The organism is Mycobacterium sp. DHQP2018-32-09, assembly GCF_058148405.1.
Genome location: NZ_JBYVYK010000083.1, coordinates 1 through 12,899, shown reverse-complemented (window position 1 = coordinate 12,899; position 12,899 = coordinate 1). Strand labels below are relative to the sequence as shown.

Sequence of the window (12,899 nt, the reverse complement as noted above, 5' to 3'; positions counted from 1 at the left end):
CCGGCGGTCGGCCGCGGTGCGGCGCAGGAGTGTGAGCCGAAAGCCCGCCGGGCGCCGACTCATCGGGCCGTCCCAGCGCAGCGCGTAGTGCTCGGAGTCGACGAGCCGATAGCGATGCACGATGCGGGCGAGCGCCATGGCCGCCTCGTGGAGGGCGAACTGCCTGCCGATGCAGGACCGCGCTCCGGTGCCGAACGGCTTGAACGCCGCAGCCGGTCGGCTCGCCGAGGCGGCGTCGCCGAATCGGTCCGGGTCGAACATCTCGACGTCGTCGCCCCATTCCGGTTGGCGATGCAGCGCCCCCACCAGGACCGTCACCGCCTCGCCTCGCTTGATCACGTACTCGCCGCCGATCACCGTGTCGGACAGCGCCATGCGGTCGAAGTTCAATACCGGCGGCGACAACCGCAGGGTCTCGCTGAGCACCTGACGCAGGTATCCCAGCTTGCCGATGTCGTCGTAGGTCGGCACGTAGTCGTCCTGCGGCCCGAAGACGTGGTCGACCTCCGCCCGCACGCGAGACAGCACCGCCGGGTGGTGGAGCAGGTTGTAGAGCGCATTCGGCATGAGTTCCGACGTGGTCAACTGCCCCGCGATCAGGAAGGTCATGATCTGGTTGCGCACATTGGCCTCGTCGAGCACGGGTGCACCGGCCGCATCGTGGGCGAGCATGAGTGACAGCAGATCCGCGGTGTCGACGAGGCCGCTGCGGTGCCGTTGGATGAGTTCGTCGAAATGGCAGTGCAGGGTCTCGAGGTCGTCGTCGAAGCCCGCCGCGGTGCCGTCGATGCCGAGCTTGCTCATCGCCGCGGTGAAGGTCCGGGGAATGGGGGCCAGGCCCTCGTGGGTGAACGAGTCGAAGCGCTCCCCGAAGCCGGCAAGGGCGACGGTGTCCATCGCCAGCTTCTGCAGATCGTCGGAGACGTGCACCAACCGCTCGCCGACGGCGGCGTCCCAGCGGGACAGCAGTTCGCCGTTGATCGCCAGCATGGCGTCGTGGTAACTGCGCAGTCCGGCGTAGCCGAAGCCGGGCAGCAGCACGTCGTGCGCCTTCTGCCAGTTCGGTTCCCCGTGGTAGGCCGTGAACAGCCCATCGCCTGCGAGCGGGCGGACGCTGGCCAACGCCTTGGTGGGGTTCTTGGCGAACCGGGCCTCGTCACACAGTTCCTCGACCAAACCCCACGAGCAGGCATAGAGCTTGCGAGTGCCGCTCCAGTCGCCGTAGAACAGCGGTCCGAGACGTTCGGCGAGGACGTCGACGGGAAGCGCGTAGGGCCGACCCGCCAATTCGTCGGTCGACGGCAGCGGGCCGGTGACCACGGGAACGCCGTCCAAGACCGGCGGTGGTGACGGTGCGAACTCGGTCATGGGCGGGAGCATAAGCCGGGTTCGGGACGTCGATCTTGACGTTCGCGACATTTTTCGATTACGCGCGAGCGCCATGGGCGAACGCGCCCGTCGCCGCTAAGGTGCAGCCCATGACCGGGTCACCGTGGGCCGCGCGCCTGGAATCGGACGAACTGCTCGGCGGGCAGCGCAGTGCGCCCTATCTCGACGCCGTCGTCGGTTACGCGTTTCGCGGGCCGGCACGCTTCCACGTGCCCGGGCACAAGGGCGGCCCCGGCGCCGACCCGGCGCTGCGCAAGGCGATCGGCGTCGACGCGCTGGCCGCCGACGTCCCCCAGGACATTCACGGCATCGACCTCGGGCCGTCGCCGACGCCCTACGAACGCGCCGAGCAACTGGCCGCGAGCGCCTACGGCGCGCAGCGGTCCTTCTTCCTCACCAACGGTGCCACGCAGGGCAACCACGCGCTGTGTCTGGCGTTGGCGGGCACCGGGACTCGCATCGTGGCGCAGCGCAACTCGCACGCCTCGATAGTCGACGGGCTGGTGCTCAGCGGCGGCACCGCGAGCTTCGTGTCGCCGGAGTACGACCCCGACCTCGGCATCATGCACTGCGTCACCGCTGCCGCCTTGGCTCAGACGCTCGACGCGCATCCCGAGGTGGGCGTGGCCTTCGTCGTGTCGCCCACCTACTACGGCATGACGGCCGACGTCGCCGAACTGGCCGAGGTGGCGCACACCCGGGACGTGGCGCTGGTCGTCGACCAGGCGTGGGGGCCACACTTCGGATTCCACCCCGACCTGCCTGCCACCGCGCTGGCGCTGGGCGCCGACGCCATGCTCACCAGCACACACAAGATCGCGGGCTCGTTGACGCAGAGCGCGATGCTGCACGTCGCCGACACCGGCCGCATCGACGCCGACGCGGTCGCGCGCGTGTTACGGCTGTTGCGCAGCACCAGCCCGTCGTCGTTGCTCATCGCGTCACTCGACAGCGCGCGCCGCCAGCTCGCCATGCACGGCGAGCAGTTGCTGCACGAGACACTGCGCGCCATCGGCGCCGCTCACGCCAAGCTGCGCACCGTCGACGGCGTCCAGTTGGTGGACGAACGGTACGTCGGCCGCATGGGCATCGCGGGCTACGACCCGTTCCGCATCGTGCTCGACGTACGCGGCACGGGCTGCACCGGGTACGAGATCGCCGACGAACTACGGCGCGCCTACGACGTGCACGTGGAGTTGCCGCAACACTCGACCATCGTGCTGCTCATCGGTCTCGGTGAGTCCGAGGCCGCGCTGATGCGGGTGGCCGGTGACGTCGAGGAGGCCGTCGCACGGTTGCGGCGACCCGAGCCGCTGCGGCCCATCTCCGAGGCCGCCGCCGCCGAGACGCCCACCATGGCGGTGCCGCCGCGGCAGGCGTTCCTCGACGCCGGTGAGCGGGTGCCGGTGGATCAGGCGGTGGGCCGCGTGTCCTGTGAGTCCATTGCCGCCTACCCACCGGGGGTGCCGACTTTGCTTCCGGGGGAGCGTATTTCGGCAGAAGTCGTGGGCCACCTGCGTGCCATCGTGGCGGCGGGCGCGCGGTTGCACGGCGCCAGCGATCCGAGTTTCGAGACCGTCACGGTGATGATCGACGAGCCGATGGCGCTGGGGGACGAGCGCTAGAACGGCGGCGGGTTGGCGTCGGCGATGGCTTCGTTGGTGGCGCGTACGCTCGCGTAGCGTCGTGTGATGACGAGAACACCGCCGTTGGCGTGGCTCTACCAACTCGACCGTGCGCAGCAAGCCTCCCTCTTGGCGAACCCCCACGGGTACCTGCCGGTCGATATCGCCGAGCGGATCGTCGGCCACGTCCATCCGGCCCACCTGGACGAAACGCCGCAACGCCCGCGGTGGCACTTGCGGTCTGCCGAAGCCAACCTGCTCGAAGACGAACGGCTACGTCTCGACGACTGGTGGCACGGCCTCTCCGAGGAGGCCCGCGACGACCTGCTGACGACCCGCCACACCGCCGTTCCCGAGCGTCACCGCGCATCCGTCCTCGACTTGGTGCCCGGTGGCATCACGCCGGGGATCGACCTCGACGTCTCGTTCCGGGCGTCGGGCATCGTGGCGGCGTACCTCGAGATGGTCCACCACCGGCAGAGGTCGTCGGCCGGCGGTCGGTGATGGAGGAGCCGGACCGACTCGCCCAACGTGCGGTGACACCTCGGACCGGACTCGGGCGGGTCGTCGAATTCGTGCCGCCGATCCGCGGCGCTGCGGACTCGATGCGTCGCCCGACGGCGAGTTCCCTTCCGTCGTGGCTCGATTCGTCCCGGGTGTCCGGCTCGATGCGGATCCGCCGCTCGATCGCCACCGTGCCGCCGGCGCGCTCGTGCCCTGGCGGCGCTCACGCCGCCACCCTCCGTCGCGAGTACTACACGGCCTCGGAGTCGGCCTCGTGGGCAGGACTCAGGCTTCAGACGCACCCTGAGCGGTCACGCGGCGTCGTTCGGCCCAGCCGCGCGCGACCGACACCACACCCGGCACGATCGACAGGAACACGATCAGCAAGATCATGTACTCCAGGTTGTCCTTGACGAAGCCGACGTTGCCGAGGAAGTAGCCGAGGAGGCACATCGTGACCGACCACAGCACGCCGCCGACCACGTTGTACGCCAGGAAGACGGGGTAGCGCATCGCCGAGACGCCGGCGACCACGGGCGCGAACGTCCGCACGATCGGCACGAAACGCGCCAGGATGATCGTCTTGGGGCCGTGCCGGTCGAAGAACTCCTGCGATTGCTCCAGATACCGTTGCTTGAAGAAGCGGGAGTCCTCCCGCCGGAACAGCGACCGGCCGAATCGCTTGCCGATGACGTAGCCGACCTGATCGCCGAGGACGGCGACCACGGCGACGCCGATCACCAGCGCCCAGACGTTCATCGGAGCATTGGGTGCCGCCGCCAGCAGGCCGCCGGTGAACAGTAGCGAGTCGCCCGGCAGGAACGGGAACAGCAGGCCGGTCTCGATGAAGACGATGACCAGGATCCCTGGCAGCACCGCCGAGGCGAACAGGCCGCCATCGCCCAACCAGTACATCGGGTCGAGAATGCCCGTGAGAGCCAGCGTCGAAGTCACGGCGCCGAGGGTAGCGACCTCTCGCTGAGAGAATTCATGGGAAACGCAGCGTCACCGCGCAGCCGCATTCGTTCAGTGGCTCGCACCGTTCGTTTTACGTACCGAATGCTCTTGCGAGGACGGCGTATTCCGCATGACGTCGAGCAGCGCCCCCAGCACCCGGTCGGCCGTCTCCAAGTCGGTGTCCTCGAACGAGGTGAGTGCGTCGCGGAAGTGTCCGGCCATCGGCGTGAAGTACGACTTGGCCAGGCGGTATCCCTGATCGGTGTAGCGCAGGATCACCTTGCGCCGATCCGAGGAATCGGTCTGTCGGCTAACGTGACCAGCCTCCGCGAGGCGGTCGATGATGTAGGTGACCGCACCCGCGGACACGTTCAGTCGTTTGCGGACGTCGCTGGCCATCAGCGGTGCGCCGTCGTTCTCGGCGACCACGATGTGCAACAGCGCCCGAAAGTCGTTGATCGACAGGCCGTGCGAACTGGCAAATCCCTGCGCTACCCGCTCCGACTCGGACAGCAGCGCCCGCGTGGTGAACACGATCTTGCGCAGTGCGCTGCGATCGACGTCGCGCAAGGCCTCGTCCGCCACGATGTGCTCCCTCCTTCGCCCGACAGGGCGAACAACGTCGAAATTCGTTGTTCGCGCCACCAATTCCCCAATTGGCCTGCTGACGTTAGTGCACGTTCGGGTTGGCACCACCACCGCTGCTCGAGGTGGTCACCCATGTCATGGTCTGCCCCTCCGAGTAACCACGATCACGCCCAGGTGAAACCTAACGGCAATCTCGCGATCAGCGCAGCGCTTTGGGTTGCCCGTTGCGAAGACGTCATCTTCCGGCGCCGGCTGCACCCGGTCGACGTTCGCCGAAAGGTGCAGTGGGGCAGTCGATCCGGACCGGAGCTGCTCGTCATCCCGTCGGTTCGTCCTGGTCGTCCGCCTCGATCACGTCGGGCGTCGGGGCGTCGGGGTCCGCACCGCCACCGGCGCCCGGGGAGCTGCGTCGGGTGTGCTCGTCCGGTTCGTCGACGTTGTCGTAGATTCCGTGGCCGCGAGGCAATGGTCGCTCCTGAACTCGTGGGGTCGCCATTCGGGTAGCCCGGTCATCGGGCACCAAACCCGCGCACGCCCACCAGGGCGGCCCGGACGCGACGGCGGCGACGTCGGGTCGCGAGGGCGCAATTAGACTTTTGCGTGGCCGGTGGGGAAGCCGGCAACCGCGGGGCCGGCGTCGGCGACCTCGCGGCGGAGTCGAGAAGAGGTGGGTTACATGGCGGGCGCCCTGCCTGACGTCGTCGTCACCGGGGTTGCGCTCACCACGTCGTTGGCCACGGGGGCCGAGGACACGTGGACGCGGCTGATCGGGGGCCAGAGCGGGATCCGGAAGCTGTCCGCACCCAACCTCGACGACCTCGACCTGCCCTCGCGCGTCGGCGGCCAGCTGCTCGAGGACTTCGACGGTGAACTGAGCCGCGTCGAACTGCGGCGGCTGTCCTACCTGCAGAAGATGTCACTGGTCCTGAGTCGGCGCGCCTGGGAGGCGTGTGGGGCGCCCGAGGTCGACACCGACCGCCTCGGCGTCACCATCGGCACGGGCCTGGGCAGTACCGAGGACATCATCCTCGCCTACCACGCGATGAAGGAACGCGGCCTGAAGGCCGTATCGCCGCTCACCGTGCAGATGTACATGCCGAACGGTCCCGCGGCCGTCGTGGGCTTGGAGCGAGCCGCGCGTGCCGGCGTCACCGCCCCGCTGACCGGTGACGCATCCGGCGCCACCGCCGTCGCGCACGCCTGGCGCAACATCGTCTTCGGTGACGCCGACGTGATCATCTGCGGTGGCATCGAGACCCGTCTGGAAGGCGTCCCGATCGCCGCCTACGGCCAGATCGAGGGCGTGGTCGCCGCAGGCGACGGTGGCTCGACGGTCGCCGCAGGCGACGGCGACCCGACGGTCGCCGCCCGCCCCTTCGACCGCGACCGCACGGGCATGGTCTTCGGCGAGGCGGGTGCACTGCTGGTCCTCGAAACCGAACGTCACGCGAAGGCGCGCGGGGCCACGATCCTCGCCCGGATGCTCAGTGGTGCGGTGTCCTCCGACGGGTACGACGTGTTCCGCTCCGACCCCCAGGGCCGACAGGAGGCGTACGCGGTGTCTCGCGCGCTCGACCAGGCGGGTCTCGCACCCACCGACGTGGACCACGTCAACGCGTCGGCGGCCGGGACGGTCGAGGGCGACCTCGTCGAAGCCAACGCCCTGCGCCGGGTGTTCGGCGATCACCACCCCGCCGTCTACGCGCCGAAGGCGGCCATCGGTCACTCGCTCGGCGCCGCGGGTGCCGTCGAGGCCGCGCTGACGGTCCTGGCGCTCCGCGACGGTGTCGTGCCGCCCACGCTGAACCTGGAGCATCTCGACGACCGGATGGATCTCGACGTCGTCGCGGGCGAGGCCCGCCGCGGCGACTACCGCACGGCCGTCAGCACCACCTTCGGCTTCGGCGGCCACAACGTGGCGCTGGCGTTCGCCAAGGCCTGACGCTCACGCCGTTCGCCGGGGCCTGACGCTCACCCCGTTCGCCGGGGCCTGACGCTCACCTCGCCGGCGTCGACGTGATTCCCCCGTCGTCCCGGCCGTCCCCGTCGTCCCCGTCGTCTCCGCCTTCGGTGGCCAGGACGAACCTGCGGCACGAACACGGCCGGTACGGATGGTCGACGTCCTCGTCGGTCACCCCGAAGTCGGCGACGCAGTCCAGGCAGCCCCGGCACGTGCCGTACAGCGAGTGCTCGGGATGGTAATGCCCGCATTCACAGCGGTCGTAGAGGCCATGACTCATCGCTGGCTCATCGCTGCGTCATCGGCCGTTCGCCACTCGTCGGGTCACCCATGAAGATCAAGTGTTCCAGGTGACCCGACGGTCACACACCAGCGGCGTCCTCCAGCGCGGTCAGCGAGTCCTCGAGATGTCCGAGCAAACGCTGCAGATGCGGCACGCTGCGCCGGCACCCGACCAGGCCGAAGTCGAGGTTCTCGGCGTTGTTGGTGAGCGTGATGTTGAGGGCCTGACCGTCGAGCGCGATCGACAGCGGGTAATTGCCGTCGAGTCGCGCGCCGTTCCAGAACATCCGCTCGCGCGCCCCCGGCACGTTCGAGATGACGATGTTGAACGGTGGCGGCGCCGTGGTGACGAAACCCGGCAGCAGGCTCATCGCGATACCCGACATCAGGAACGCCGACAGTGCCAGCGCCTGCGTGCGCGGCAACTCGGCGAAGACCTGCTTGTTCTCGCGCATCGACGTACTGATGGCCTCCAGGCGGCGCGCCGGATCGTCGACGGCGGTCGCCAGGTTGCACAGGATGGTGCCCACCATGTTGCCGCCGGCGTCCTGCTCGTCGTCACCGCGCAAGCTCACCGGCACCATCGCGACCAGAGACGAGTCCGGCAGCGCGTGTTGCTCCTCGAGGTAGGCGCGCAGCGCGCCCGCGCACATCGCGAGGACGACGTCGTTGACCGTGACCCCGGCCGCGTCCTTCACCGCGCGGATCCGGGCCATGGGCCACGACTGGGCCGCCACGCGGCGGGCGCCGCCGATGGGCACGTTGAACATCGTCTTCGGCGCGCGGAACGGCAACGTCAGCTGCTGCTCGAGCAGCGCGGCCCGGACGAGGGACACGCTCGACGGCGCCAGCGACGCCACCGATCCCGCCGCCCCACCGATGGTCTTGAGCATCGACGACGACTGCCGGGCCACCGCGGAACCGTTGCGACTGCGCCCGATCGACCACGGCATGCGCGGATTCCGATCCTCGGGATCGGTTGTCAGGGAACGGATCAGCAGTCGTTGCGCCGACACCCCGTCGATGAGTGCGTGATGGAACTTGACGTAGACGGCGAACCGGCCGTCGTCGAGTCCCTCGATGAGATGCGCCTCCCACAGCGGGCGGTGCCGATCCAGCAACGTGCCGTGCATGCGCGACGTCAGCTCCAGCAGGTCGCGGACGCGCCCCGGGCGGGGCAGCGCCGAGCGACGGAGGTGGTAGTCGATGTCGATCTCGCGGTCCAACGCCCAGCCGAGGTTGGTGATGCCGCCGAACAGCCTGCCGGGATGCTTGCGGAACGTCGGCTGAAAGTCGTCGTCGGCCACCATCATTCGGTGCAGATCGCGCACGTAGTCCGGGCCGGCGCCGGCGGGCGGCTCGAACAGTTGCAAGCCGGCCACGTGCATCGGGTGCTCGCGCGATTCGCCCACGAGGAACAGCGAATCGGTCGGCGAGATCAGCTTCATCGACGTGACAGTACCCACCCCGCCCCGTTGCCGTGGCCAGCTGAGGCAAGCTGGTCATCACCACGTCAGCCGAACCGCGGATCGCAGGACGATTGCCCGACCTCAACGCGGGTAGTGCCCGGGAATGAGTGACACCGCCCTCCTCGTCATCGACGTCCTCAACACCTACGACCACCAAGACGCCGACGAACTCGCCGACCACGCCCGAGCCGTCGTGGACCCGCTCGCCGCCCTGATCGCGCGTGCCAAGTCCCGAGACGACGTCGACCTGATCTACGTCAACGACAACCACGGGGACTTCACCGCCGATCGCGGTGACCTGGTGCGTGCGGCGCTCGACGGGTGCCGTCCGGAGCTGGTGGAGCCGCTGGCGCCGAACGACGACAGCTCCTTCCTGACCAAGGTGCGGCACAGCGCGTTCTATGCCACGGCTCTGGACTACCTGCTGGGTCGGCTGCAGACCAAGCGGGTGGTGCTGACGGGCCAGGTGACCGAGCAGTGCATCCTCTACACGGCCCTGGATGGCTACATCCGCCACCTCGACGTCGTGGTGCCGCGAGACGGGGTCGCCGCGATCATCGACCACCTGGGCGACGCCGCCCTGGAGATGATGGAGCGCAACATGGGCGCTCAGATCCGGGAATGCGCTGATTGCCTCGGATGACGTTGAGCGACCCCGACAGTGGGTAACCCACTGCGCATGTCGAAGGAATTCACGTCCGGGGATCGCGTCGAATGGGATAGCCACGGCGGTACCGCCCGCGGCGAGGTGGTGGAGAAGATCACCGAGGACACCAAGGCTGCGGGCCGTCAGGTGCGCGCCAGCGAGGACGACCCGCAGTACCGCGTGCGCAGCGAGAAGAGTGGCAACGACGCCGTGCACAAGCCGGAGGCGCTGCGCAAGAGCAACTCCAAGGGCTAGCCGTGCGGCTCAAGCGCAGCACCGTGAACGGGCCCGGCTTCACCCGGGTCCGCCGCGGCAAGGGATTCTCCTACCTCGACTCCGACGGTGAACGGCTCACCGACACACGGGCGTTGACGCGCATCGACGAACTGGTCATTCCCCCGGCGTGGAAGAAGGTGTGGATCAGCCCGCACCCCAACGGTCACATCCAGGCCGTGGGCACCGACGCGGCCGGCCGCAAACAGTACCTCTATCACCAGAAGTGGCAGCAGGACCGGGCGGAGGAGAAGTTCGATCGCGTCCTGCAGCTGGCCAAGCACCTGCCGCAGTGGCGGGCCCACGTCGCGGAGGACTTGCAGGGCAAGGGTCTGAAGCGCGACCGCGTACTCGCGCTGGCGCTGCACCTGCTTGACCGCGGCTACTTCCGGGCGGGCAACGACACCTACGCCGAGGAGAACGAGTCCTACGGCATCGCCTCACTGCTGTGCGAGCACGTCACCGTGCGCAAGGATGCGGTGGCCTTCGACTATCCGGCCAAGAGTGGCGTGCGACGCACGCTCGAGATCAAGGACGCCGAGATCGTGCGGGCCTCGCGGTCACTCCTGCGCAGGGAGAACCGCGCGGGCCGATTCCTGGTGTGCCGCACCGTCAACGGGTGGGCCGACCTGCACGCCGACGACCTGAATGCGCGGTTCAAGGAGATGGTGGGTGACGACTACACCGTCAAGGACCTGCGCACGTGGCACGGCACCGTCCTGGCCGCCGAGGCCTTCGTGGGCGCGGATCCGCCCGTCTCCAAGAAGGTCGTCAAGCGCGTCGAATCCGCCGTGATGAAGGAGGTCTCGGAAGGCCTGGGCAACACGCCCGCCGTCGCCAGGGCCTCCTACGTCGACCCGCGGGTGGTGGCCGGATACGAAGCGGGGCACACCATTGCCGCCGCCGCCAAGCGGGCGGCCGGCGTCGAGGACGCCGCCCAGGCGCAGGCCATCGTCGAGAAGGCCACGCGGTCGCTCATCACCAGGATGGCGCGCAGCGGCTGACGGTTTCAACCCATCCGATCCCGGGAAGGCGCTGCGAGGACGTTCGAGGAGAGGAAGTCATGAGCACCACCCTGACGGGCAAGCGAATCGCCATCCTGGCCACCGACGGCGTCGAGCGTGCGGAACTCGAGCAACCCCGCACCGCGCTCGACGACGCGGGCGGCGAGACCGTGCTGCTGTCGATCAAGACCGGGTCCATCGATGCCCGCAACCACGACCTGGAACCGGCCGGCGAATTCCCCGTCGACAAGCGCGTCGTCGACGCGAACGTCGAGGACTTCGACGGGCTGGTGATTCCCGGCGGCACCGTCAACGCCGACAAGCTGCGCCTGGACGACGACGCCGTGGCATTCGTCCGCGACTTCGTCGACTCGGGAAAACCCGTGGCCGTGATCTGCCACGCTCCGTGGACCCTGGTGGAAGCCGGCGTGGCCAAGGGTCGTACGTTGACGTCGTACCCGAGCCTGCGTACCGACCTGCGCAACGCCGGCGCGACCGTGGTCGACCAGGAGGTGGCCGTCGACGGCAACCTGATCTCCAGCCGCTCACCCGACGACCTGCCGGCCTTCTGCGCAGCGGTCGTCGACGCCCTGGCCGGGTGAGCGGCGACGGCCGCGCGCCTGCCGGTCAGTCGCTGCGGGCCTCCGCGCCGGTCTGGCCCGCGTCGAAGTCGTCGTCGGCGGTCGTGCGGCCCACGTACTCCCCGTCATCGCCCTCGTTGGCGCGCGAGGATGCCACCTTGTCGTCCTGCTCGACGTCGGTCTCGCCGCGTTCGACGTTCGGTTCCGTCATGTCCGTCCCTTCCATCTGCCCCGCGTGCGCCATACCCGTCCCGCCCGCGGACAACCCCGTTTGGACCGGTCTTCACCGGGTAGATGCGATGCCGTGAACGAGCAACCGCCGGCGCCGCCCGTACCGGCCCGGGTCCCCGTCTCCCGATGAATCGACGCTTGGCCGCGGTCGTCGTCCCCGCCCACGACGAGGCCGCGGCGCTACCCGCGTGCCTGACCGCGCTGAGCGCGGCCGCCGACCTCGCCCCGTGCCCCGTCCGCATCGTCGTCGTGCTCGACGCCTGCAGCGATGACTCCCGGCGGGTGGTCGACGAATCCTGGCCGCACGTCGACTGTCTGGAGGTCGACGAGCACGGCGTCGGTGGAGCACGCGCCGCGGGCTTTCGGTACGCGCGACAGCGCTACCGCGCCGACGGTCTCGTCGACGACGACGTCTGGTTCGCCACCACCGATGCCGACAGCCGCGTCGACGACGACTGGCTGGTACGCCAACTCCAGACCGGGGCCGACATGGTGTTGGGCGTGGTGCGACTGGCTGACCGGCGACACCTGCCGCGGGACGTCGTGCGCCGCTACGTCGAGGCCTACCGAACCAAGATGGTGCCCGGCGGCCACCGGCACGTGCACGGCGCGAACATGGGCATGGCGGCCGAATGCTACTGGAATGTGGGAGGATTCAGCGACCTCACCACCGGAGAGGACGTCGATCTGGTGCGACGGTTCGAGCGCGGCGGCCTCGCCATCACGCGGGACGCCGACCTGTCGGTGGCCACGTCGGCCCGCCGCACCGGGCGCGCCCCGCAGGGATTCGCGGCACACCTGAGGGCGGTGGGTCGTCGCAAGCCGCGGGAACCCGCATGAGCGCAGACCTCGTCCGCCGGTGGCTCGCCGACGGCCGTCTCGATCTGCCGCTGCCGGGACGCGGACAGACCGCACGCCGCTGGCAGCAGCTGGCCGCGCTGGCCGAACGTGACGTGACGGCGGGTCGGCTGGCCGAAGCCCACGTCGACGCCGTCGCCATCCTCGCCGACCTCGACGGAACGCCGCCGGCTGCCGGGCAACTGTGGGGAGTCTGGGCGGCGGAGGCGCCCGATGCGGTGGTGACGGCTCGCGACGACGGCGCCGCCACCGTGTTGGACGGCGTCAAGGCGTGGTGCTCCGGTGCCACGACCTGCACGCACGCGTTGCTCACGGCAAGGCGGCCGGACGGTGAGCGCGGCCTGTACGCGGTGGATCTCGCCGCCACGGGCGTCCGCCCACGGCCGTCGTCGTGGCGCAACGCCGGCATGGCGGACAGCGACACGCGCGCCGTCGAACTGACGGCGGTGCCCGCCGTCGCGGTGGGCCCGCCCGGCGGTTACCTCGAGCGGCCCGGCTTCTGGCACGGCGCCGCCGGCGTGGCCGCGTGCTG

At 69.4% G+C, this 12,899-nt stretch carries 16 protein-coding genes; 9 read left to right on the top strand and 7 right to left on the bottom strand.

All coding sequences use genetic code 11. The annotated features are described in order from the left end of the window. On the bottom strand, positions 1 to 1,368 hold a 1,368-nt coding region (locus tag AC30CM_RS26015; RefSeq protein WP_490119800.1), incomplete at its 3' end, for a cytochrome P450. Positions 1,369 to 1,478: 110 nt separating this feature from the next. On the opposite strand from AC30CM_RS26015, the gene AC30CM_RS26010 reads away from it, so the two are divergent. Both AC30CM_RS26010 and AC30CM_RS26005 read left to right on the top strand, forming a co-directional pair. Continuing rightward, a complete protein-coding gene (locus tag AC30CM_RS26010) occupies positions 1,479 to 3,014 on the top strand; it encodes an aminotransferase class I/II-fold pyridoxal phosphate-dependent enzyme (protein WP_490119799.1) in 1,536 nt (511 codons plus the stop codon). Between the two features lie 66 nt (positions 3,015 to 3,080). Further along, positions 3,081 to 3,518, top strand: coding sequence for a hypothetical protein (locus AC30CM_RS26005; protein ID WP_490119798.1), 438 nt, complete (start codon positions 3,081 to 3,083; stop codon positions 3,516 to 3,518). 285 nt (positions 3,519 to 3,803) lie between these two features. Here the strand turns inward: AC30CM_RS26005 and AC30CM_RS26000 are convergent, their stop codons facing one another. From AC30CM_RS26000 to AC30CM_RS25990, 3 genes are all read right to left on the bottom strand, one after another. Continuing rightward, a complete protein-coding gene (locus AC30CM_RS26000; protein ID WP_490119801.1) occupies positions 3,804 to 4,433 on the bottom strand; it encodes a VTT domain-containing protein in 630 nt (209 codons plus the stop codon). A 111-nt stretch (positions 4,434 to 4,544) separates the two neighbouring features. Beyond that, positions 4,545 to 5,120, bottom strand: coding sequence for a MarR family winged helix-turn-helix transcriptional regulator (locus AC30CM_RS25995; RefSeq protein WP_490119797.1), 576 nt, complete (start codon positions 5,118 to 5,120; stop codon positions 4,545 to 4,547). A gap of 259 nt (positions 5,121 to 5,379) precedes the next feature. Beyond that, the gene (locus AC30CM_RS25990) at positions 5,380 to 5,529 is read right to left on the bottom strand and encodes a hypothetical protein (RefSeq protein WP_490119796.1); all 150 of its coding nucleotides are present in this window, start codon (positions 5,527 to 5,529) and stop codon (positions 5,380 to 5,382) included. Between the two features lie 210 nt (positions 5,530 to 5,739). Here AC30CM_RS25990 and AC30CM_RS25985 point away from each other — a divergent pair, with 210 nt between their 5' ends. Continuing rightward, complete coding sequence (locus tag AC30CM_RS25985) at positions 5,740 to 7,005, top strand: KasA/KasB family beta-ketoacyl-ACP synthase (protein WP_490119795.1); 1,266 nt, start codon at positions 5,740 to 5,742, stop codon at positions 7,003 to 7,005. A 55-nt stretch (positions 7,006 to 7,060) separates the two neighbouring features. On the opposite strand, the gene AC30CM_RS25980 is transcribed toward AC30CM_RS25985, so the two are convergent. Further along, positions 7,061 to 7,303, bottom strand: coding sequence for a hypothetical protein (locus AC30CM_RS25980; RefSeq protein ID WP_490119794.1), 243 nt, complete (start codon positions 7,301 to 7,303; stop codon positions 7,061 to 7,063). Positions 7,304 to 7,385: 82 nt separating this feature from the next. Beyond that, a complete protein-coding gene (locus AC30CM_RS25975) occupies positions 7,386 to 8,753 on the bottom strand; it encodes a WS/DGAT/MGAT family O-acyltransferase (RefSeq protein WP_490119793.1) in 1,368 nt (455 codons plus the stop codon). Positions 8,754 to 8,877: 124 nt separating this feature from the next. Between AC30CM_RS25975 and AC30CM_RS25970 the strand changes: the two genes are divergently transcribed. Genes AC30CM_RS25970 through AC30CM_RS25955 form a run of 4 tightly spaced genes read left to right on the top strand, consistent with a single transcriptional unit; the run spans position 8,878 to position 11,299 of the window. Next, positions 8,878 to 9,417, top strand: coding sequence for a cysteine hydrolase family protein (locus AC30CM_RS25970; protein WP_490119792.1), 540 nt, complete (start codon positions 8,878 to 8,880; stop codon positions 9,415 to 9,417). Between the two features lie 36 nt (positions 9,418 to 9,453). Further along, positions 9,454 to 9,675 carry a hypervirulence associated TUDOR domain-containing protein gene (locus tag AC30CM_RS25965; RefSeq protein ID WP_490119791.1) on the top strand — a complete coding sequence of 74 codons (222 nt, stop codon included), beginning with the start codon at positions 9,454 to 9,456 and terminating at the stop codon, positions 9,673 to 9,675. Positions 9,676 to 9,677: 2 nt separating this feature from the next. After that, positions 9,678 to 10,697, top strand: coding sequence for a DNA topoisomerase IB (locus AC30CM_RS25960; protein ID WP_490119790.1), 1,020 nt, complete (start codon positions 9,678 to 9,680; stop codon positions 10,695 to 10,697). Between the two features lie 59 nt (positions 10,698 to 10,756). Continuing rightward, a complete protein-coding gene (locus AC30CM_RS25955) occupies positions 10,757 to 11,299 on the top strand; it encodes a type 1 glutamine amidotransferase domain-containing protein (protein ID WP_490119789.1) in 543 nt (180 codons plus the stop codon). A gap of 25 nt (positions 11,300 to 11,324) precedes the next feature. Here AC30CM_RS25955 and AC30CM_RS25950 read toward each other — a convergent pair whose 3' ends face one another. Further along, the gene (locus AC30CM_RS25950) at positions 11,325 to 11,489 is read right to left on the bottom strand and encodes a hypothetical protein (protein ID WP_490119788.1); all 165 of its coding nucleotides are present in this window, start codon (positions 11,487 to 11,489) and stop codon (positions 11,325 to 11,327) included. Positions 11,490 to 11,635: 146 nt separating this feature from the next. Here AC30CM_RS25950 and AC30CM_RS25945 point away from each other — a divergent pair, with 146 nt between their 5' ends. Together AC30CM_RS25945 and AC30CM_RS25940 are read left to right on the top strand one after the other, a co-directional pair. Then, positions 11,636 to 12,349, top strand: coding sequence for a glycosyltransferase family 2 protein (locus tag AC30CM_RS25945; protein WP_490119787.1), 714 nt, complete (start codon positions 11,636 to 11,638; stop codon positions 12,347 to 12,349). Continuing rightward, positions 12,346 to 12,899 (top strand): acyl-CoA dehydrogenase middle domain-containing protein (locus AC30CM_RS25940; protein WP_490119786.1); only part of this gene is annotated, 554 nt, incomplete at its 3' end. The genes AC30CM_RS25945 and AC30CM_RS25940, both read left to right, overlap by 4 nt.